General features: G+C 68.0%; 21 protein-coding genes and 3 pseudogenes. 7 read left to right on the top strand and 17 right to left on the bottom strand.

The window, feature by feature from the left end:
- The first annotated feature begins 934 nt into the window (after positions 1-934).
- Positions 935-2575, top strand: coding sequence for a cytochrome bc1 complex cytochrome b subunit (qcrB, locus tag ACWCPY_RS41160; RefSeq protein ID WP_451274014.1), 1641 nt, complete (start codon positions 935-937; stop codon positions 2573-2575).
- Positions 2576-2584: 9 nt separating this feature from the next.
- On the opposite strand, the gene ACWCPY_RS41155 is transcribed toward qcrB, so the two are convergent.
- Positions 2585-2974, bottom strand: coding sequence for a cytochrome c oxidase subunit 4 (locus tag ACWCPY_RS41155; RefSeq protein WP_351265461.1), 390 nt, complete (start codon positions 2972-2974; stop codon positions 2585-2587).
- The gene (ctaD, locus tag ACWCPY_RS41150) at positions 2971-4623 is read right to left on the bottom strand and encodes an aa3-type cytochrome oxidase subunit I (RefSeq protein ID WP_451274020.1); all 1653 of its coding nucleotides are present in this window, start codon (positions 4621-4623) and stop codon (positions 2971-2973) included. The genes ACWCPY_RS41155 and ctaD overlap by 4 nt, the downstream gene beginning before the upstream one ends.
- 229 nt (positions 4624-4852) lie before the next feature.
- On the opposite strand from ctaD, the gene ACWCPY_RS41145 reads away from it, so the two are divergent.
- The 3 genes from ACWCPY_RS41145 (at position 4853) to ACWCPY_RS41135 (ending at position 6792) form a co-directional block, all read left to right on the top strand.
- Positions 4853-5119 carry a hypothetical protein gene (locus ACWCPY_RS41145; protein ID WP_451274012.1) on the top strand — a complete coding sequence of 89 codons (267 nt, stop codon included), beginning with the start codon at positions 4853-4855 and terminating at the stop codon, positions 5117-5119.
- A complete protein-coding gene (locus ACWCPY_RS41140) occupies positions 5107-5589 on the top strand; it encodes a hypothetical protein (protein WP_451274010.1) in 483 nt (160 codons plus the stop codon). Before ACWCPY_RS41145 ends, ACWCPY_RS41140 begins: the two co-directional genes overlap by 13 nt.
- A gap of 741 nt (positions 5590-6330) precedes the next feature.
- Positions 6331-6792 (top strand): hypothetical protein, encoded by a 462-nt coding sequence (locus ACWCPY_RS41135; RefSeq protein WP_451274008.1) that lies wholly within the window; start codon positions 6331-6333, stop codon positions 6790-6792.
- Here ACWCPY_RS41135 and ACWCPY_RS41130 read toward each other — a convergent pair.
- Both ACWCPY_RS41130 and ACWCPY_RS41125 read right to left on the bottom strand, forming a co-directional pair.
- Positions 6789-7013: a hypothetical protein gene (locus ACWCPY_RS41130; protein ID WP_451274006.1), complete on the bottom strand. Its 225-nt coding sequence runs from the start codon at positions 7011-7013 to the stop codon at positions 6789-6791. The genes ACWCPY_RS41135 and ACWCPY_RS41130 overlap by 4 nt on opposite strands.
- Entirely contained in the window at positions 7010-8350 is a 1341-nt protein-coding gene (locus ACWCPY_RS41125; RefSeq protein ID WP_451274004.1) for a DUF2398 family protein, read from the bottom strand. Before ACWCPY_RS41125 ends, ACWCPY_RS41130 begins: the two co-directional genes overlap by 4 nt.
- A 345-nt stretch (positions 8351-8695) precedes the next feature.
- Between ACWCPY_RS41125 and ACWCPY_RS41120 the strand changes: the two are divergent.
- Positions 8696-8951, top strand: a pseudogene (locus ACWCPY_RS41120) (hypothetical protein); the annotation flags it as partial.
- Positions 8952-8961: 10 nt separating this feature from the next.
- Here ACWCPY_RS41120 and ACWCPY_RS41115 read toward each other — a convergent pair.
- From ACWCPY_RS41115 to ACWCPY_RS41100, 4 genes are all read right to left on the bottom strand, one after another.
- Positions 8962-9336: a hypothetical protein gene (locus ACWCPY_RS41115; protein WP_266501900.1), complete on the bottom strand. Its 375-nt coding sequence runs from the start codon at positions 9334-9336 to the stop codon at positions 8962-8964.
- A gap of 69 nt (positions 9337-9405) precedes the next feature.
- Positions 9406-9870: a roadblock/LC7 domain-containing protein gene (locus ACWCPY_RS41110; RefSeq protein ID WP_351266303.1), complete on the bottom strand. Its 465-nt coding sequence runs from the start codon at positions 9868-9870 to the stop codon at positions 9406-9408.
- A 38-nt stretch (positions 9871-9908) separates the two neighbouring features.
- The gene (locus tag ACWCPY_RS41105) at positions 9909-10685 is read right to left on the bottom strand and encodes a transcriptional regulator (RefSeq protein ID WP_451274001.1); all 777 of its coding nucleotides are present in this window, start codon (positions 10683-10685) and stop codon (positions 9909-9911) included.
- Positions 10682-11104 (bottom strand): hypothetical protein, encoded by a 423-nt coding sequence (locus ACWCPY_RS41100; protein ID WP_451273999.1) that lies wholly within the window; start codon positions 11102-11104, stop codon positions 10682-10684. The genes ACWCPY_RS41105 and ACWCPY_RS41100 overlap by 4 nt, the downstream gene beginning before the upstream one ends.
- Positions 11105-11160: 56 nt before the next feature.
- On the opposite strand from ACWCPY_RS41100, the gene ACWCPY_RS41095 reads away from it, so the two are divergent.
- Both ACWCPY_RS41095 and ACWCPY_RS41090 read left to right on the top strand, forming a co-directional pair.
- Complete coding sequence (locus tag ACWCPY_RS41095) at positions 11161-11601, top strand: hypothetical protein (protein ID WP_451273997.1); 441 nt, start codon at positions 11161-11163, stop codon at positions 11599-11601.
- A gap of 44 nt (positions 11602-11645) precedes the next feature.
- Positions 11646-12539, top strand: a complete 894-nt coding sequence (locus tag ACWCPY_RS41090; protein WP_451273995.1) for an IS5 family transposase — start codon at positions 11646-11648, stop codon at positions 12537-12539.
- Positions 12540-12595: 56 nt separating this feature from the next.
- Here ACWCPY_RS41090 and ACWCPY_RS41085 read toward each other — a convergent pair whose 3' ends face one another.
- The 9 genes and pseudogenes from ACWCPY_RS41085 to ACWCPY_RS41045 form a co-directional block, all read right to left on the bottom strand.
- A complete protein-coding gene (locus ACWCPY_RS41085) occupies positions 12596-12829 on the bottom strand; it encodes a hypothetical protein (protein ID WP_451273993.1) in 234 nt (77 codons plus the stop codon).
- A gap of 212 nt (positions 12830-13041) precedes the next feature.
- Positions 13042-14622: a carboxylesterase/lipase family protein gene (locus ACWCPY_RS41080; RefSeq protein ID WP_451273991.1), complete on the bottom strand. Its 1581-nt coding sequence runs from the start codon at positions 14620-14622 to the stop codon at positions 13042-13044.
- 197 nt (positions 14623-14819) lie between these two features.
- Positions 14820-15090: pseudogene (locus ACWCPY_RS41075) on the bottom strand (transposase); the annotation flags it as partial.
- Between the two features lie 68 nt (positions 15091-15158).
- Positions 15159-16280, bottom strand: a complete 1122-nt coding sequence (locus ACWCPY_RS41070; RefSeq protein WP_451274018.1) for a cytochrome P450 — start codon at positions 16278-16280, stop codon at positions 15159-15161.
- A 132-nt stretch (positions 16281-16412) separates the two neighbouring features.
- A pseudogene (locus ACWCPY_RS41065) lies at positions 16413-17783 on the bottom strand (NAD(P)/FAD-dependent oxidoreductase); the annotation flags it as partial.
- Complete coding sequence (locus ACWCPY_RS41060; protein WP_451273989.1) at positions 17780-18007, bottom strand: ferredoxin; 228 nt, start codon at positions 18005-18007, stop codon at positions 17780-17782. The pseudogene ACWCPY_RS41065 and the gene ACWCPY_RS41060, both read right to left, overlap by 4 nt.
- An 877-nt stretch (positions 18008-18884) precedes the next feature.
- Entirely contained in the window at positions 18885-19046 is a 162-nt protein-coding gene (locus ACWCPY_RS41055) for a DUF6529 family protein (RefSeq protein WP_451273987.1), read from the bottom strand.
- Between the two features lie 54 nt (positions 19047-19100).
- Positions 19101-19541 carry a hypothetical protein gene (locus ACWCPY_RS41050; RefSeq protein WP_451273985.1) on the bottom strand — a complete coding sequence of 147 codons (441 nt, stop codon included), beginning with the start codon at positions 19539-19541 and terminating at the stop codon, positions 19101-19103.
- Between the two features lie 44 nt (positions 19542-19585).
- A complete protein-coding gene (locus tag ACWCPY_RS41045) occupies positions 19586-20026 on the bottom strand; it encodes a cupredoxin domain-containing protein (protein ID WP_451274016.1) in 441 nt (146 codons plus the stop codon).
- Positions 20027-20308 lie beyond the last annotated feature (282 nt).

Below are 20308 nucleotides of genomic sequence, written 5' to 3'. Positions count from 1 at the left end.
CCGCCCGCTGGGCATCAGTCACCAACAACGGCGGAATCTTCGGACCCGGACGACTCATACCCAACCAACGATGAATCTCCGACTCAGGACACTAGCGGTCCCCCGTACACTCCCCGCCGTAGACTTATCAGGGAGCTTGAGCCTTGCCAGACGTCCAGTTCAGGCGGGCCCCGCGAGATTGATCCCGCAAAGGGCGGCGGGATTGGAGTTTCCCACGGCTCCGGCCATTGCGGGCTCTCTCTAATGAGCGGAAGCTTCTGCCTCGCTTTGTGAGCGGTGGAATCCCCTCAGAAAGGATGTGGGCCAGATGAGCCACCTTGTGAGCCAGGCGCCCATCAGTGACATCAAACTGGCCGCTTCGGCTGTGCGCTGGATTTTCCCCCTCGGTATAGCAGTGGTCGTAGTCGCTGTTCTGCTTGGCCTCGTCTGGTGGGACGCGCGCCGTCGGTCTCGGGCACGACAGCCGGGACCACGGCCCGAACTTTCCTCCCGAAGTAGCGAAAACTTGAGGGCTGCAGATGATTTCGGGGAAGGTCTCAGCCCGTATGAGATCAACCGCCCCTCTTCGCCAATGGACGTACCCAAGGATGACAACGGTGGGGCTTTTGGCAGTGGAAGACCCGGCGGCTGACGGGTCGGCGACATCGGCGGCACTTGCCGAGATCACCGCGCGGTCAAGATCTGCTTTCTATGCCCGCCCTTAGCTTTTCCTGCCTAATCCCTTGTTAAGGGCAGTGCTGGGGGAGATTGATTCGCTCGCGGGGTGGGGCCGGCGTACCCGCGCGGCGCCACCCGGCACGTCAGGGCCAGGGCGGCCGATCAGGTGCCGATACCGCGATTCTGCGTAGTCCCTTCGAGTAATGCGCTACCCATAACGAGCGAACCGTAACAATAAGGGGCGGGGGTGGAAGGAAGATCGACGGGAGAGTGGTGCATGCCCCTGCGGAGGCGTAAGGCGCAGCTGGAGGCCCGGGCCGGGAAGACGGCGGTCAGTGGTTACGGTGCGGTGGATGGGCGCCTGCCCGTCAGCGAGCTGGCCCGGCAGTTGCTGCGCAAGGCCTTTCCCGACCACTGGTCCTTTTTCCTCGGTGAGATCGCCCTCTACTCCTTTGTGGTCCTGCTCCTCACCGGCGTGTACCTCACTCTGTTCTTCAACCCGAGCATGATGGAGACCGTCTACACCGGTTCCTATGTGCCCCTTCAGGGGGTGAGAATGACGCAGGCCTACACCACCACCCTCAACATCAGCTTCACCGTGCGCGGAGGCCTGCTGATCCGTCAGATCCACCACTGGGCGGCACTCGTGTTCGTCGCCGCGATCGCCGTCCATATGCTGCGGATCTTCTTCACCGGCGCCTTCCGTAAACCGCGGGAGGCCAACTGGATCGTGGGCGTGACACTGTTCGTACTCGCGCTACTCGAAGGATTCGCGGGCTACTCGCTGCCCGACGACCTGCTGTCCGGTACGGGCCTGAGGACGGCGGCCACCATCGTGGGGTCGATCCCTTTCGTTGGAACGTACCTGGAGCTGTTTGTCTTCGGCGGACAGTTCCCGGGCGATGCCGTGATCCCCCGTCTGTACCCCGTGCATGTCCTGCTCGTGCCCGGCCTGATCGTGGCGCTGATCACCGCTCATCTCATCCTGGTGGTCTATCTCAAGCACACCCACTGGGCGGGTCAGGGGAAGACCAACGAAAACGCCGTCGGCTCACCGGCGTTTCCTCACTTCACCGCGAAGACCACAGGTTTTTTCCTCATAGTGTTCGGCGTACTGACGTTGCTGGGCGCGCTCGCCCAGATCAACCCCGTATGGAACTACGGCCCCTACCGCGCCAACCAGGTCTCGGGTAACGCACAGCCGGACTGGTATGTCGGGTTCCTGGAGGGCGCGCTCCGGCTGATGCCGCCATGGGAGACCGACATTGCGGGCCACACCGTCATGTGGAATGTGTTCATTCCGGCGATCGTGCTGCCAGGCGTGGTCTTCACAGTGCTGTTCCTCTATCCCTTTTTCGAGAAATGGGTGACAGGCGACCACAGGGAACACCATCTGTGCGACCGGCCGCGCAATCGGCCGACCCGTGCGGGGCTCGGCGTGGCGGCCATCGTCTTCTACGCCGTTCTCTTGGTCGCCGGCGGCAACGACGTCGTAGCCTTCTCGTTCAGGGTTTCGGTCGAGGTCATGACCTGGATCCTCAGAACCGCGCTGATCGCCGCCCCACTCCTGGCCTTCGCGCTGACCAAACGCCTCTGCCTCGCCCTTCAGATGCGGGACCTCCATCGGCTGACCGAAGGCGAGGAGACCGGCCAGGTGACACAGTCGGTGAACGGCGATCTCTCGGAGAGCCGCCGCGGCCTGAACCCGACAGCCCGCTACCGCATCCTGATGCGTGATGTCCCGACGCCCCTGGAGCTCCCCGCGCAGGGCCCGATCTCTAGTCGGCGACGGCTTCGGACCGTACTGAGCGGCTGGTACTACGGGGACCTCGTGGAACTGCCCGTCACGGAGGAGCAACGGTCCCGGATCGCGGAGCGGACGACACGGCCGGAGCCGGTCCGCGAACGCGAGGACTGAGAACCACCCTCAGTCCTGGACACGCACGTACTGGAAGACCATTCCGAACACCCCCGCCAGGACCAAGCCCAAACCGATCAGGAACAGCCACAGACCGAACACCACACCGATGGCGAGCAGGGCCATCCCCGCGGCTGTCAGTGACGGCCAGATGCTGTGCGGAGGAAAGAAGTCCACCGGACCGGACCGCTCGTGGATGTACCCGTCCCCGCGGTCCTCGGGGCGCAGGCCCTTCCTCCGGTAGTTGGTGGCGAAGAAGAACGTGACCAGCAACGCCATGAGGAACGAGACAGTGAGAGCCGCCGTGCCTGTCGGATCACGGGACCACACGGCGTAGAGAACATCGGTCACGAGGAAGAACCCCGCGACCCCGGCGAAGACAATGGCCTCGGTCTTCATTCGCCCGACTCCTCTTCAGCGCCCGATGCGGAGCGGGACCCGCCTCGGCCGAGGCCCGGCTTCTGCTTCTCCGGCGTGAGGGGATGGTGCAGGTCGAAGGCCGGCGAGTCGGAACGCACGCGGGGCAAAGCCCGGAAATTGTGCCTCGGCGGCGGACAAGAGGTCGCCCACTCCAGGGAACGGCCGAACCCCCACGGGTCGTCCACCTCGACCTTGGGCGCATAACTGCTGGTGCGCCACACGTTGTACAGGAACGGCAGTGTCGACAGGCCCAGCAGAAAGGAGCCGACGGACGAGATCGTATTAAGCAAGGTGAAGCCGTCCGCCGCGAGATAGTCGGCGTAACGCCGGGGCATTCCGGCCTCCCCCAGCCAGTGCTGGACCAGGAAGGTCAGCTGAAAGCCGATGAACAAGGTCCAGAAATGGATACGTCCGATGCGTTCATCCAGCATGCGTCCGGTCAACTTGGGCCACCAGAAGTAGAAGCCGCCGAACATCGCGAAGACTACTGTTCCGAAGAGCACATAGTGGAGGTGGGCGACGATGAAGTACGAATCGGTGAGATGGAAGTCCAGCGGGGGTGAGGCGATCAGCACTCCACTGAGGCCGCCGAGGAGAAAAGTCACGAGGAAACCGATTGCCCAGAGCATGGGTGTCTCGAACGAGATACTGCCGAGCCACATGGTGCCGATCCAGTTGAAGAACTTGACACCGGTGGGCACGGCGATGATGAACGACATGGCGGAGAAGAAGGGAAGGAGAACGGCTCCTGTCGCGAACATGTGGTGGGCCCAGACAACCGCCGAGAGCATGGTGATGCTGATCGTGGCCATCACCATTCCGAAATACCCGAACATCGGCTTCCGGCTGAACACGGGAATAATCTCGCTCACCACTCCGAAGAAGGGCAGCGCGACAATGTAGACCTCGGGATGACCGAAGAACCAGAACAGATGCTGCCACAGCAGCGCACCGCCGTTCGCGGCGTCGTAAACATGGGCCCCGAACTTCCGGTCGGCTTCTAGGGCGAGCAGGGTGGCGGCGAGCACCGGAAAAGAAAGCAGCGCGAGGATCGAGGTGAACAGTACGTTCCAGGTGAAGATCGGCATCCGGAACATGGTCATACCCGGCGCGCGCAGACAGACGATTGTGGTGATGAAATTGACCGATGCCAGGGTCGTACTGATCCCCGACAGCACGAGGCCCATAATCCAGAGGTCTCCGCCGGCACCGGGCGAGAAGACGGCACTGTTCAGCGGTGCGTAGGCGAACCAGCCGAAGTGCGCCGCGCCGCCGGGCACCACGAATCCGGACACCACGATGGTTCCGCCGAAGAGGAAGAGCCAGTAGGTGAGCGCGTTGAGGCGCGGGAAGGCGACGTCGGGCGCGCCGATCTGAAGCGGCATGATGGCGTTCGCGAAGCCGCCGAACATCGGCGTGGCGAACAGCAGCATCATGATGGTGCCGTGGACAGTGAACAGCTGGTTGTACTGTTCCGCGCTGACGATCTGCAGCCCTGGCCGGGCCAGCTCCGCGCGCATGAGCATGGCCAGCACTCCGGCCAGCAGGAAGAACCCGAACGCGGTGATTATGTAAAGATTGCCGATGACCTTGTGGTCGGTGGTCGTCAGCCATCCCATGAGTCTCATGCCGGCATTGATGCGCTTGTTGGCCACCGGCGCGGCCGACGCGGCTTCCTGCAGGTCCTGCGCCATCAGTTCTCCGTCCATCCCGTTGACTCGATGGTGGAGCCTGCCAGCGTGGACGGCCCGTACGACTGGCGGTGACACCTCGAGTTTCACCAATTCACTGGTTTCCGATCGGGTGTCCCAGGGGCCCTGCCTTTGCCGAAAATGTCATCCGTTGAGGTCATGAGGCATGTCGGTACTCGTCGACGGCGGCCCGCGGGACGATTTCGATTATTACGACGAGGGCCGGCTCACAGCGCAGGCCGACAAGCTGCTCGCTCTCAGCGAGGATCTCGGAGGCAAGGGAGTCCGCTATATGGTGTCCAATGGATGGGGTGCCGCGCATGTGAACGAAGTGCTGTCCAAGGCCTTTCCCGAGGCCTACGCCAGCGGGCAGCTGAAGGCGTATCACGTGCCCGGCAACAGCATGAGTGGAATGAGTCCATGGCTGCAGTGATCGCAATGCTGGAAGAGCTCCGGGGTGTCGCCCCGCTGACCGCCGAAGGCGCGGCAGGGCGGTTCTCGGCCCAGGAGTGGACGCCCAGAGGCAAGCCCCGCGACGGCGTGGAGACATCATGGGAAAGGAACGGCATTCGGGGCTGGACCCAGATGCTCGAAGGTGAAGCGGTCATCGTCTCGTTCACCGTCTGGATCCGTGACGTCGACGAGTCGGGCTACTTCGACGACTTGGATGCCGTCTACGAGCAGGGGGAGCGGGCGCTGGCCGACTTCCTGCCTGAGATCGAGGGTTCCTCTCTCGCCGGCCACCTCGTCGAAGGCGAACAGACTGCGGCGGACAAGGACGAGTTCATCGCAGTGAAGAAGTGGACCCTCGACGGCCGAACCCTGACGGCCGGTGTGATCCAGCATGACACCGATCTTCCGGTGATGGTCGTGGTGGCGCTGGAGGAGACCGTACCCGCTTGACCCGCTCGAACGCCCGTGCCGCCGCCTGCCGCGAGGCATGGGCGCGGCTGCAACTGGGCCTCATGGGGCAATCGGACCACCACTCGTATTCCGATCCTTATGCGGTGCGAGCGTGATCGCATCACAAAGATGCTGCCCCGATCCGAAACCGGCCAGCCACGCCGACAGGGCGTGGCGAGTCTCCCCGCTGCTCAGGGCCGTGCCTCGAGTTCGGTGACGACGACCTCCTCGCCGTTCCAGCGCACGACCAGCTCTCGTACTCCGTCCGAGGCTCGCCCGTCTCATCGGTGATCAGCTTCGACACATCACGTCCCGGCGCAGCACCATGGCCGGACAAGCCGTGCTCTCGCCGGAGGTCGCGTCTGGCCGGGGACGACGGTGCCGATGGCGGGCTCGCGACGTCGTGAATGCGGCCGCCGCGCTCGACATTGCGGAATGCCGGGAGCTGACCGGCGTTCGCGCGGCGCGTGGGCCCTGCTGCTCGGTCTCGAAGCGGGCCACGGCCTGGATCCAGGCGCTCCCATGCAGCCCTCTCGGCGTCGGTCAAGCCACCATCCCCGCGGATGTCTCACCGCACCAGGACTAACGAGGTCATCTGCGCACTGTCCGAGGTGCAGCCCGACAATGCCCGCTCAAGTTCAGTAATTATTGAACGCGTTCAATGGCGCTGGCAGGATGTCGCGCAACGGACGTCACCCTGGGGTGCCGCCTTGATCAGGCATGCCACGAGGGGAGCAGGCTGTGGACGCGAGTACACCGTGGCGGAACCTGGGGGTCATCGGACTGCGGCTGATTGACCTGGTGGTCCGGTACGCCATCACCTTCGCGATCACCTGGGCGGCTGTGGTGGCGTTACTGGCGGCGGAATTCAGGGGCATCGCCAACGACGGGCCTGGCCTCTTCATGCTCATTGGGATCCCGTCCATCCTGATCAGCTTCATCTACGGGCTGGCCAGCACCCGCACTGGCATGGCATTCCGGGGTCGGCTGGGTGGGCTCCTGCTCCTTCCTCTCTGGTTCCTGCTCTTTTTCCCGCCGATCCTTCTCATCCCCGTCATGGGACAGTTCTTCTTCGCGTTGTGCGTGATGCGGACACCGCTGCTGGGCCCATCCCAGCTCCGGCGGCAGGGGCGCGCGGCGCCTGCCGCTGCTGCCCGCCTCACCCAGGGCCTGGCGTCCCGCATCGGCCGTGCGGCTCCCTAAGATCGCCGCCTCCTTCGTGGGACCCCTTCCGTGATCATCGCGGAATAGAGCACCAAGGGAATGACGCTCCCCGCCAGCTGAGCGGACTCCGCAAGCAGGTCGGCGGCCGGCTGGGGTACCGGCAGCGTCTCAACTTGGCCGCCCGAGACCTTGGCGTCCACCAGCTGCTCCAGCGCGCGACCGTATTCGTCGTGCAGTTCCCGCATCTCAATCCCGGTCAACTCAGACAGCAGCGTTTCGGCGAGCCGAAGCTCTCCGTCACCGGTGTCGATGGAGCCAGGTCGCCGGGATCGCGCAGCTCGTCCTGCCACAGCAGGGTCTGGCACACCAGGACTCCGTGTCTCGGCTGCAGCACGGCCAGCCGCTCGCGGCGGCCAATGGCGATCTTGCAGAGGCCCACGTACCCGGTGCGTGCCAGGACCTCCGTCAACAGCACGTACGGGCGGTCCGCAGCCGGCCCGTCCGGCGCGGCGTAGTAGGCCCGTCCGTAGCTGATCGGGTCGATGTCCGTCCCCGGAACGAAACCAAGGACCTCGGCGACGTGCCGAGTCGGCAACGGCAGATGATCCAGGTCCTCGTCCGTCAGCGGCACCAGCCGCCCATCCGGCAGCTCGAATGACCGGTCACCCCCAGAGACGAGGACGTCGATGAGGAGCAGTGCGGCATGCCGCACCGTTCCGGCATCGCTGCGCCGCCGCCCGGGGAATCGGAACCATCCCGCCACCCGCTCGTCATAGGTCTCCTGCGGCATCACCCACGCCGCTCCCTCCAGCCGGTGCTCCAGGGTCAGGCCGAAGGACCGGGCGAGGGCCGCACCGTCGGTGGGACCTTTGTGGCTGAGCCACCGCAGCTCGTCCTCGTCAAGATCACAGGCATGTAGCACCGCCTGGTCGGCGAGCATCGCGCACACTCGCAGCCCCGCGTCAGCCGGCCGCTCCAGCCCGGCCAGCCACCCCGCCGGATCTCCGGCGGGATCGATGGCCCACCGCCCCCAGTCGTCGACCGGCGCACCCCGGGGCAGCAAGTGCAGAAGCCGGGTGTGATGGACCTTCAGCAGCACGGGCGGATCCTCCTCACCGTCCACCAATGCCTCGACCCGGCCCTCCAGCTCCTCCAGCACCCCGCAGCCACACAGCCGCCGCAGCCCGGCGGCGAACGCCGAAAGTTCCACGCGCGACTGCGTCACCGGCAGCTCGATCTCGGCCGCGCCGGCCCGCGCCGCCGCGGCCACCTGCCCCAGCCGGACCCTGGCCGGCAGCGACTCCAGCGCACCGACCGCGAGCCAGAACCACACCCCCTGCGCACCACCCCCCTCCGGCAGCCGTGCCGAGTGCGGGGGAGCGGGGTTGTACACACGCACCAGATCCGCCTCCAGCGCCAGCGTGCACCCCGCCGCCGCCAGCACCTCACGCAGCGCGCCCCGATGCCGGTACACCGCCTCGATGGCCGCATCGTCCCGCCCGCCCACCAGCCACGCCCGCGTCTTCAGCAGCCCGGCCAGCTGCCAGACCACTTCCTCCTCGTCCTCCCCCTGCCCCCAGCCTCCGTACGTGCTCACGCCACCACCTCCACACGCACCGCCGCCTCCGCACGCCCGCCACGCATCGCGGCGACCGTTCCTCCCCCAGGCAGGCCAGCCGCCTGAGGATGGAAGGCCACCTGTCTTCCCGGAACCAGCACGGACCACTCCACCCCGTCGACGCACCCCACCACCCCCTGCGCCGCCGTCAGCGCGCAGCCCACGCCCCCCCAATGCCCCACACGCACCCCGCCCGCCTCCGCACCCCGGGCGGGGTGCGTCACCGCTCTCAACGGCAGCCGGCACGCACGGTCCGACAGCGGAACACCCCGCCCAGGACCTCAGCCGCCGCCGTTCGCTTCGCCCCGCTCCCGCTCGCACGCCGCCTCCCTGGCGGCGGTGGCGAGCGCGTTCCTGCTGCCCGGGGCCAGCGGGCTGGTGCTCGCGGGTGCGGGGGCCGGACTCTGGATCAAGGCCATCCGGATCGGGCAGCGCGAGCGCCGGGACGACGCCCTGTACTGGGTGCGGACCGACTGAGGGGGAGCGCGGCCGGCTCGCGGGCAAGCGGGTGAAGGGGTATCGGACGACCGGGCCGATGGCGGGTGACGCCGCGCCCGGCGGGGCGCGGCGTCGGCGCTGAGGCCGCCGGGTCAGACCTCCAGTTCGGCCTCGATCCGCTTCAGCTGGTGGCGGGCCATCGCCAGGTTGGCGCGGCCCTTGTCCAGCACCAGGTACAGGAAAAGGCCGTTGCTGCCTCGGGCCTTGAGCAGCCGGATCAGGTGGTACTGGCCGCCGAGTGTGATCAGGATGTCCTCGATCTCGTCCTGGAGGCCGAGGTGTTCCATGGTGCGGAGCTTGGCGCGTACGACATCGGTGTTGCCCGCGGCCGCGACCTCCAGATTGAAGTCCTTGCCGCCGCCGAGGGTGCCCAGCGCCATTCCGCTGGTGTAGTCGACGAGGGCGACACCGAGGGTGCCCTCGATCGACGTCATCGCTTCCTTGAGTGACGCTTCGGTGTTCGACATGCGTGCTCGTTTCCTTTCCTGGCCGGCCGGGTCGACCGGATCCTTGGGTTGTCTGCGGGGCATGTGGTGTTACGTGCGGCGCGGCAGTGGGCCGGGCCGCGGGGTGGGCGGCTCGGGGGCGTGGGCCGGGGGTGCCGGGTGTGCGGCGCGTTCCAGCGCGGCGTCTATCAGTTCGCCGATGCGGGTGCCTGCCCGGCGGCCCTCCAGATGGAGCCTGCCGACGTTGATCCGGTCCTCGGCCAGCAGCGTGAGGACGGCCGAGGAGCCTGCGGCGTACGTCGCGATGTAGCCGGTCCCGCCCCGTACGAGAAGTTCGCGGAAGCCGCCCCGGCCGGTCGCGTCCGTCATCCGGATCGCGACGCCGAGCGCGGCCGCGGTCAGTGCGGCGACGCCCTCCGCCTCCACGCCCGGCGTGTCATGGGCCAGGACGAGACCATCGGTGCTGGCCGCCAGAGCGCCGGAGAGGAGCGGGACCCGGGCCCGAAGTCTCTGGAGTTCGGCCAGCACATCCTGCGCTTCGGCCTCGGGCACCATCAGCTGTCTCCTCCCGGCACGCTGTCTGAGCGCGCGTATCACAGGGCCTCCAATGCGTCTCGGAGCTGGCGCAGCAGCGCGACGTCGGGGTCGGCCGTGACCTCCGGAAGCGCGATCCGGCCGGGGGCGGCCGCGGCCGACAGCTCCCGTACCGCTTCGACCAGTCCGGCCGCGGCCAGGCGGTGCAGATCGACCAGGACATGGAACGCCGGCCTGCCCAGCTCCTGGGCGATGTCCGATGCGGTGCGTGCCCCGTCCACGAGATCGAGCACGCGGCGCCGGCCCGGCGGAACAGGTGCGTCGACGGAGCGGCCCGTCCGTACGAGCGGTGCGCTGTCGGTCACCGCATCGGGCCAGATCCGTTCCAGCAGCTCCCGGCGCCGGAGCGTCTCGCGCTGCACGGCATCGACGGGGACGGGGCGGACGGGGCCGATCCAGTGGGAGACCCCGTAGCGGAATCGGGCCGGGGTCCGGGTGGGGGCGAGTGCGAAGAACGCCGCGTCGTACAGCGCGCCCAGGTGGCACAGCTCCAGCGCCCCGCTCGGCACCCGCCCGCTGTCCACCAGATAGCGGCCGACCCGTTGCCCGGCGCCCGCCCTGGCGACCGCCTCCCACCAGCCGTCGCGGTGCAGGGCGCCGCCCGTGGTGAGCAGGACGTCGATACCGGGTGTCGCGGGGCTTTCGGCGTGCACCACCTGGCCCTCGGCGAGGTACAGGGTGCCGCGGTCGCGCATCAGGGCGCCGGTGGCGCGTTCGGCGGCGAGGCGCTGCAGCATGGGGGAGAGGGGCGCGACCGGGGCGGGGGCGGTTCTCATGCCAGGACCAGACGCTGGGCCATCTCGCCCAGCCGTATCCGGGCGAGGGCCAGATTGCCCTCCGCGCGGTCGAGCCAGAGATGGACGAAGACGCTGCTGTCGAAGGCCGTCTCGATGAAACGGAGGATGTGGTACCCGGCCCGGGTGGTGACGATGACGTCTTCGACCGGGGGCGGCGCTCCCTCGACTGCCCCTTCGGGTAACGCGGTGGGCGGTTCGGTGGCCTCCCGTGCGAAGGCGGGCTGCTCGGCCGCCATCCGCGCGACCTCGGCCGTCTCCGCGGCGGTCGCCTCGTGGTCGCCGTTGGGCGATTCGCCGATGGTGCCGAGGGCGAGGCCGCTCGTCCAGTCGACCACCGCGGCGCCGCGGGCGCCGGGCAGCCTCATGACTTCGAGCAGGCACTCGTCGATTCCGGGCACGCGCAATCCCCTCCCGACGTGGCGTACGGCTGTGACCCAGAGGCTACGCAACGTGCTTGCCCCAGGTGGCGGTTCTGGCATTTTCCATGGGTACATGCGCAAGAGATCTTCGGAGGGCGGGCCGGACCCGCCGCTCGGGCCGGATCGGCTGGGAAGCGATCCGGGACGACACCCAGGTTGCGGTCCAGGCCCCACAATCGTTCACCGGCCCGCCCGACTTCTGGACTGCCGTGAAAGCGGCTGCGGACGGCTACCGGGCCGACCGGCAGGCGGGGCAGCCGGTCCGGCTGGAGCTGTGGTGCGAGACAGCCGGCATGGTGCCGCAACTCGCACGGCTCGGCTCCGGCTTCGGAATCGCCTGCTTCTCCGGCGGAGGGTTCGACGGCCTCGTCGGCAAACACAACGCGGCGCAGCGTGCGGTGGCCGGGGGCAGGAGAACGAGGATTCTGTACCTGGTTCTCCCGGGCCTCTCTGAGTGTGGTGTGACGTCGTACTAGGCCGTGTATCGAAAGTGGATCTTGGCTGTGAATGATCGTGTTTCATGGCGCGGGGAGATCTCACAGACGAACAATGGGCGGTGCTGGAGCCGCTGTTACCGAGGGGGTCGAAGGCAGGGCGGCCGCCGGTCTGGCCTCGGCGGCGGCTGCTCGACGGCATACGGTTCCGGGTCCGGACCGGAGTTCCGTGGCGGGACATCCCTGCCGAGTACGGGCCCTGGGGCCGGGTCTACGACCTGTTCCGCCGGTGGCAGCGCAACGGCGCCTGGCAGAGGATCGTTACCCGGCTTCAGTCCCTGGCCGACGCGAAAGGCGCGATCGTCTGGGACCTGAGCGTCGACTCCAGGGTCTGCCGCGCCCATCAGCACGCGGCCGGGGCCCGTAAGCAGGGCGACCAACAAAAGGAACCACCGGGCGGCATCTTCACCGAGCCCCGTGATCACGGGTTGGGACGGTCGCGCGGCGGGTTCACCACCAAGCTCCACCTGGTCGTCGAGCAGGGTCAGAAACTCATGTCGATCGTGGTGACGGCTGGGCAGCGTGGAGACTCGCCGCAGTTTGAACCCGTGCTGGAGAAGGGCCGCGTGCCTCGCATCGGGCCGGGCCGGCCACGCGTCCGCCCGGACCGCGTGCGGGCCGGCAAGGCGTACGCCTCCCGCAAGAACCGTGCCTACCTGCGCCGACGCGGGATCCGCTGCACCATCCCGGACAAGGCCGACCAGGCACACAACCGCCGGAAGCGCGGTTCCCGCGGCGGCCGGCCGCCACTTTTCGACCCGGTCGACTACCGCGAGCGTCATGCGGTCGAGTGCGGGATCAACCGCCTCAACGGGATCAACCGCCTCAAGAGGAACCGCGCTGTCGCCACGCGCTACGACAAGCTGGCGGTCCGATTCGAGGCGACCGTGCTGGTGGCGGCGATCAACGAGTGGCTATGACCCTGTCTGAGGGCATGACCCAGGTACGCCAGACACCCGCCACGGGATGATCTTGGCTACTGAACGCGGGCGCTGACGTGGCTCTCGTACTCACGGCGGTCCTTGCGCTGTGCTGGGACCGCCGTGCTCCCCGGGGTGCCGTCGAGGAGTCGGCGGTGGATCGCGGGGACGGCGGTGACGCGGAGGGTGTAGCCCTGGCCGCGTCGTACGGTGACGCCCTGGTCGAGCGCGGCGCGCTCGGCGGGCTCCAGGCCTGCGGTGCGGAGGAGGCCGGCGACCTTGCCCGACATGTCGAGGACGACCGGCAGCTCCGGGGCCGGGGTGTCCGGGTCGGCAGCTGGGTACTCGGGCAGGAGGTCGGCGACGGTGGTGCCCAGGGCTCCGTGAGGGCCGCAGGGCGGGCCGCGCCGCCGCCGTGCTCGCGGCCCAAGGGAGGCCCTGGCCCGCAGTGCGAGCGGGCCCCCGGCGGGGCAGGGCGTTCAGCTGACCGCCGAGGGACGGTTCAGTCCTCCTCGGCCTTGGTGAGGAAGTCCACGCCGTCCCAGAGCTGCCGCTCCTGGGAACGGGGGTCCTTGACGACCGCGTTGGCCGAGGTGCCGTCCTTGGCGAAGGTCATGACCGGGCGGTCGACGGCGTCGTACGCGGGCCAGTCGGCGCCGGGCTTGCCGGTACGCGCGAACGCGATCCAATGCGAGCGGATCGTCTTCGCCAGATCGGCGGGCGGGTTGGCACCGAGGAGCTCCGCGGTCTCGGGGCCGTCGAGGTTGTCCCAGACGAACGGGAGGTCGACGATGTGAGCGGCGCCGAACGGGACCTTCGTGTCCGTGGACGCGGGCGAGCGCCACCCGAGCTCGTAGACGTAGGCCGGGGCCGCGCCCTCCCGCTGCCGGGTCTCGGCGACGTGGTAGCTGGGGATGCGGAAGAGGCGGTCCGTCATCACGGCGGCGAAGGTCTCGGCAGGCGTGGAACGCGGGTAGGTGTCCCCGGAGTTGGCCTGGTAGACGTCGTACGCGTTCGCCGGCGCCCCGCAGACGGCGAGCCGCTCCTTGAGCTTGTCGGCGGGCGCGTCGACGATGTCGGCGTAGGGAGCGACGAAGAAGCGGTTCTCCTCCGTGGTCGTGCCGATCAGCAGCGGGATGTCCGCCCCCACACCCTCGCGGAGGGACTCGATCGGGGCCTTGGGCACCAGGTAGTCGCCGACCACGGGAAGGAACGACATGCCGCACGAGTCGATGGTGGTGTCGCCCCACGACTCGCGGTCCGCGGAGTCGACGACGGCGCTGTGCACCGCCTGCTGGGCCTTGACCACGTCGGCGGGGGCCTTCTGACCGAGGTAGGCCGCGCTGGGGGAAGGGGCGCCCACGGAGAGCGCGACCACGTAGGACAGGCGGCGCGCGTCCTCCGCGCTCTGACCGATGCTCGCGGTGCCGCTCTGCACGATCGCCTTGTGGAACAGGCCGTCCTCCGAGGCGACGCCACTGGACATCAGGGCCAGGATGCTCATCGCGCCGGCCGATTCGCCGAAGACCGTGACGTTCCCCTTGTCACCGCCGAACTCGGCGATGTTCTCCTGCACCCACTCCAGAGCCGCGACCTGGTCCTCGAGACCCCGGTTGGCCTGCCCGGTGTCGAGGCAGCCGAAGCCCTCCATACCCAGCCGGTAGTTGAAGGTCACGAGCACGACCCCGTCGCGCGCGAAGGTGGATCCGTCGTAACAGGTCCCGGCGGAGGAGCCGCGCAGGAACGCGCCGCCGTGGAACCACACCATGACCGGCCGGTGATCGGCGGCCTGCTCGCGCGGCGCCCATACGTTGACGGTCAGGACGTTGTCGCCGCCCACGAGCGCGGGGTCGCCGCTCAGCAGCGTGTCGAAGATCCCCTCGGTGGCGCGGGACGGGGCGGGACCGAACGCGTTCGCCTCCAGCACGCCCTCCCAACCGAGGGAAGGCGACGGTGCCGCGTACCGTCGCGTGCCGACGGGCGCCTCCGCGTACGGGATGCCGAGGAAGGTCCCGACCCCGTTCTCGACCTGCCCCGCCACCGTGCCGGCCCCGAGCTCGACCTTCCACACCTCACTGGACACGTTCGTTCCCACCTCGTCTTCGCATCATGGAATCGCCGTCCTCCGTGGGGTACGGGGACGGCTCACGGACATCATGATCAGAGAGAGCGAGGCAGGCAGCGGCTCACCACCAATTCACCCCATCGGGTGAATTGATCGTCGACAAGCAGCATGAACAGCGCTTTCAATACACGGCCTAAGCGTGCCGCATGAAGAGCCCCGCGGCGCAGCGAATCACAGCGCGGGCGCTTCCCTCGTCCGCGCTGCACCAGCCCGGCGAACGCTTCGGCCCGCAACCGGGCCAGCTCCTCGGCCGCACTCCCGCCGGCATCCCGGGGGCTCGTCCTTGCGGACCCACGTCCGCAGCGACTCGGCGGCGATACCGAGATCGGCAGCGACCGCCGCATACGTGCGCTTGCCGTCCGCGGCACGACAGAGCGCGACGGCGTCCTTCCTGAACTCCTCCGGATACGGAGACTTGCACCCCACCTGAACATCCCTCCCTAGACCATCGAGATCCATTGTCAGGGTGTCCACTCCAAAGGGTCAGCCTCACGTCAACCGTCACCCTGGTCGATGTCCAGATGGATCGGCCCCCGAAGAACGGGGCTGGGCCGGTACGGCGGCGGGTCGGCGACCAGCCTGGGGCGGTCGAGCCGGCGTACCAGCTCGGTCAGCGCGATCTGGGTTTCCCGCCGGGCCAGCGGGCCGGCGAAACACAGGTGGATGCCGCTGCCGAACCCCAGGTGCTGGTTGTCATGCCGATCCGGGTCGAAGCGGTCCGGATCGTGGAAGCGCCTCGGATCGCGGCTGCCTGAGGCCAGCATGAGCATGATCTGCGAGCCCCGGGGGATGACGGTGTCGGCGACGGTGACGTCGCTGTACGCCACCCGCCAGGGAATGATGTGCACGGGGGGCTCGTAGCGGAGCAGTTCCTCGACCAGCGGCACGACGAGGTCCGGTCCGTCGCGCAGTCGTTGCAGCACCTGCGGGTGGCGCAGCAGTGTCAGCATGCCGTTGGTGATGAGGTTGACGATGGTCTCATGGCCAGCGATGAGGAGCAGTCTGGCGGTGGCGACGATTTCCGCGTCGGCCATCCGACCGTCGGGCCCGTCGTCGTTGGCGAGTCGTGACAGCAGGTCGTCTCCCGGCCGGCCGTGGCGCTGTTCCACCAGCTCGCCGAGGCACTGGCGCAAGTCCTTGCGGGCCTGTACGCCCTTGTCCAGTTTCTCCTTCGGGTCGGTCTTGGGGTCGTAGTCGATCGAGTTCATGATGTCGTTCACCCAGAGGTGAAACCTCGGCTCGTCCTCGCGTGGCACTCCGAGCAAGTGACAGATCACGGTTACGGGGAACAGCAGGGCGAAATCGTCGACGACGTCGATCTGCTCCTTGCCCACCAAATCGTCGATCAGGCTGCCGACGGTGGCGGTCAGGAAGCCTTCAAGCCCGGTCACCAGCCCAGGGGTGTGCGGGGGGCCGAAGCGACGCATCGCCATACGCCGCAGGCGATTGTGCTCGGGCGAGTCCATGTGGATGAACGACGACGTGGGTCCTCCCTCGGCTGGGGGCATCGGACGCGACAGATTGCGCACGTCGGAGCTCAGATGCGGGTCATTGAGTATGTCCGTGATCTCGCGATAGGTGCTGATGACGTAGCTGCCGTCCTCCTGCCGAGCCACCGGCGTCCTGCGCAACTCGGCATACAGCGGGTAGGGGTCGGCCCGGGTGGAGTAGTCGAAGATCCGTTGCAGCGTGCCGGGCGTCCCGGTCGTGGTCGTCTGGCCTTCTTCCTGCCGATGCTGGTGCACGGCTGTGACACGGCGCTGGCCCCGGTCATGCCCTGTGACGACCACCGCGGCGCTCTGCGCGGGCAGGGCGGGGCCGGGGAAGTCGACGGGCACTGGTTTCATGTCTGCCGGTTGGTCCGGCGTGGGGCAGGGGGGCGGAAAGGGTGCAGCCGTCTCGATCAATCGTCGGTAGTGATCCAGCCACTTACCGTTGTTGAAGCTCGCGGCAGCCGTGACGCGGCCTCGATAGCCATATGCGGTGACGAAACGGTGGTCTTCCAGCGATCCCTGGGTGACGACCACCTCGTCGGCGAAGGCCGGTACGCCGACGGACTTGATGTTGACGCCGAACTGGAACGACCAGAACAGCGGGATGGACAGGTTGGACCAGCGGTCCGCCTGGGCACTGACCATGTTGTGTGCCGCGACCTCTGCCTGCTTCACGGCGTTGGCCCAGTGCTCCAGTGAGATGAGCCGGTATTCGTAGATGGGGTTCGGGCAACGTGCCACGTCTCCCGCGGCGAAAACGTCGTCGGTGACGCGGCCATTGATGTCGAGGGCGCGGCAGCCCGTGTCACAGGTGAGTCCCCACTCGCCCGCCGCCAGTCCCGACTCCCGCAGCCACTCGGTGTTGCGGATGCTCCCGAGTGCCACCACCGCCACATCGGCGTCGACCGTACTGCCGTCGTCGAAGTGAGCACGGCGAAACCGTCCCTGCGAGTCACCCTCCAGCCGGGCGACCTTGATACCGCACCGCAGGTCCACACCGTGAGTACGCTGCAAGTCCGCCGCGAGCTCGCCAATCATGATGCCGAGCGCCCCGGCCAGGGGGGCCGGCGCGAGTTCGGCGACGGTCACCGGAATGTCCCGCTCGCGGCAGACGGAGGCGATCTCGGAGCCGGTGAATCCCGCACCGATGACCAGCACACGGGAGGGACCGGCGGCGAGGGCTCGCTCCAGCCCCTCGGCGTGTTCGCGCGTGCGCACGACAAACACTCCGTCCAGGGCCGCCTCGGACTCGACGAACCACGGCCGGGCCCGTACCCCGGTGGAGATCAGCACCCGGTCGAAGGGAACCTCGCGTCCGTCGGCGAGACGCACGTGGTTCGTCGCGAGGTCCAGCCCGCTGGCTGGCACGCCCAGCAGCCACTCCGCATCGATGCCGCGACGGCGGGGCAAAGTGGTGCCCCCGGCCGGCACCCACCCGGTCAGTACTTGCTTGGACAGGGGAGGCCGGTCGTAGGGCTCGCCCAATTCGTCACCGATCATGGTCAACGATCCGGTGAAACCCTCGTCTCGCAGAGCCTCCGCGGCCCGCAGCCCCGCCAGTGAAGCCCCGACGACCACGATGCGGCCATCGCGCTTGAACGCACGCAGGTTGTCGGCACTGGTCATGACGGCGACGCCTCCGCCGTCGCGTGCCGCGGCTCCAGCAGGTCGACCAGGATCGCCTGGACCGGGCAGGCCGCCGCAGCGCGTAGCACCTGGTCGCGCTGGGCGTCATCGGGGTTCGGGTCGTACATGAGCGCTTCCTCACCGTGCATCCGGAACGCCTCCGGAGCCAGGAACGCGCACTGCGCATACCCTTCGCATCGGGAAAGATCAACGACAACTTTCACCCCGACCTCCAGAAGGAGTGGGAGCTGCAGACCCTCAAGCCGGCACCACTTCGGCGCGCAACGAGGGATGATCCGGCCGCTACCCACCCCTGCGAAGTGTGAGGGGGCGCACCACACTCGTCGGGTCTCCACGGAAAGAATCGATCATCGCGGCTAAGACGATCGGCGCCTGACTAGGGACGTATCCATGGTTGCGGCTGCATTTTGGTTACGTAAGCGGTGCTCTTCTAGATTGCCATTTCAGCGTAACAGCGACACCGATACCGGCGAGTCCGATGGCCCGGGGCCAAGCGCTGGCCGGATGCCGACAGAAGAGGGCGGGAGTCAGTCTCGCTGACTCCCGCCCTCTCTCATAGTCTCCGGGTGTTCGCGACACACCTCCGACACAGTCGGATTTGCGTCCGCTGCGCGACCCGCTGCTCCGGACGAAGACGACGATCAGTGGTGTGACAGAGCACGGCGGGCAACGCCTGCCTTGGCGTGGCTCTCGGCTTCGCGTGCGCTGAGCGTGATCATTAGGGCATGGCATCGTCCTGGTTCGGTAAGCGGGTACGCCGAGCCCGACGACTGGATGGCGTTCGCGCGTTTCGCCGACGGTGACGGGCGGCGAGGGGGTCGGCTGGATCTGCCTCGGTCCGCCGAGAGCTACCGCGTCTGGGCGAAGGAGCAGGCCGTTGCCGAGTGCAATGACGACCGTTTCCGGTTGGCAGTCGAAACGACGGTCGCGGGAGAGCTGGTCGGCGCAGTCGGCTCACATCGCACCGGCCGTCGTTCCGGCTGGCTCTAGCTCGATATCACGATCGGTGCCGACCACCGGCGCAAGGGCTACGCGACAAGCCGTGGTGGTGCTGCTGCGCTTCAGCAATGTGCCTATACGTCACATTTTCACACATGTGCTGCCGCCGGGCAGTCGGCCGTACATCCACAGCGCGAGGAGCAGCTGGATCAGCGCCGGGCCCAGCAGCGCGCTGCCCAGCTGGGCCTTGAGCAGGATGACGACGTGGCCTTGAACCCCGAATAGGCTGCGCCGGTGCCCCACAGCACCCCCAGGAGCTGCCGGGATTCGGTGCGCGGGGCGAGGCGTGGCATGTGATCAGCCGCCCACGCCGCCAGCCTTGTCGCCCCGAGGAGCGCCGGCCCGAGCGGATGCCGAACGTGGCGGGCCGGTGATCAGGAAGCCAGCGAGCGAGGTCACGGCGCCGACGGCCTCGGCGATCGCGCTGGCGGTCTTCTTCGGCCACCAGGCAGGCTCGTACATGTTCGGCAGCGGACCGAGCGTGCCCACGTTCACGTACCGGTAGAGCAGCACGGCGCCCAGGGCGGAGACGGACACCAGGAAGGCGAACACCCACACGGGGCGCCGGCGACCGAGAAGCAGGACCAGCAGCGCGGCCAGGGACGCCGCGGCGGCTTCGAGGCGGAACAGCGTTCCTTGGCTGATCTGCTGTCCGATCGGGTCAAAGGCAGAGGCGAGGTCGGCGTGGACGTAGGCGTTCACGGCCAGTGCGGCCGCGGTCACCACTTGGAGCAGCACACGTGTGACCGTGTGGTGGCGGTCAATGGGTTCGGGAGCCATCACTACTGCCCGGTCGCGCCCGCCACGGCGCTGCCGGGCGCCGGGGACGCCGGGCCGTTCCCGCCGACCTGGAGGTGGGTGTCCATGCCGAGTTCCTTGTGCTTGTCGATGGGACACCACAGCTCGTAGCTGCCGGGCTGGAGGGTGACGGTGAGTCGTGCCGTGCCGCCGGGAGGGATGGTCGAGGTATGAGCTTCGGACACACCCGACCCCGAGACGGCCAGCGCGTGTGCCAGGGTGCCGGCGTTGTCCAGGACGAACGTGACGGTCCCCGCGGCCGCATGGGCCTGCGAGAGGGCCATTGAGTACTCCTTCTCCGTGACGGTGATCGTCGCAGCCGCCCGCGCGCTCGCGCTCGGACCATGACTCCCAGCCGGGGCCGGGGTCGAACCGCTGGAGCACGCAGTGGCAGCGGTCCGCCCGACGAGCGTCAGGAACTTCACACCATCGCGAGCGAGGCGCGGATATCCGAAGCAGTGCACGGCCACGCTTTGGGGCCTCCCTTTCGCGACGAGCGTGGCCTACGCTTCCCGGTCGCGCCAACGCCGACACTCTCCACGCGTGGACCACCACCCGGTCGGGCGAGGATGCGCCCGCGGCACGCTTCAGATCCTTCGACAGCAGCGCGGTGCCGCCGCGGGATCCCCGCCGTCGCCGAATTCCTCGACTACACCAACACCGAATGATCACCCAGCGCTCCTTCAAGACCTGCGAGCTCGGCGCAG

This window comes from Streptomyces sp. NPDC002403 (genome assembly GCF_053593015.1).
This window is presented reverse-complemented; position numbering and strand designations above follow the sequence as displayed.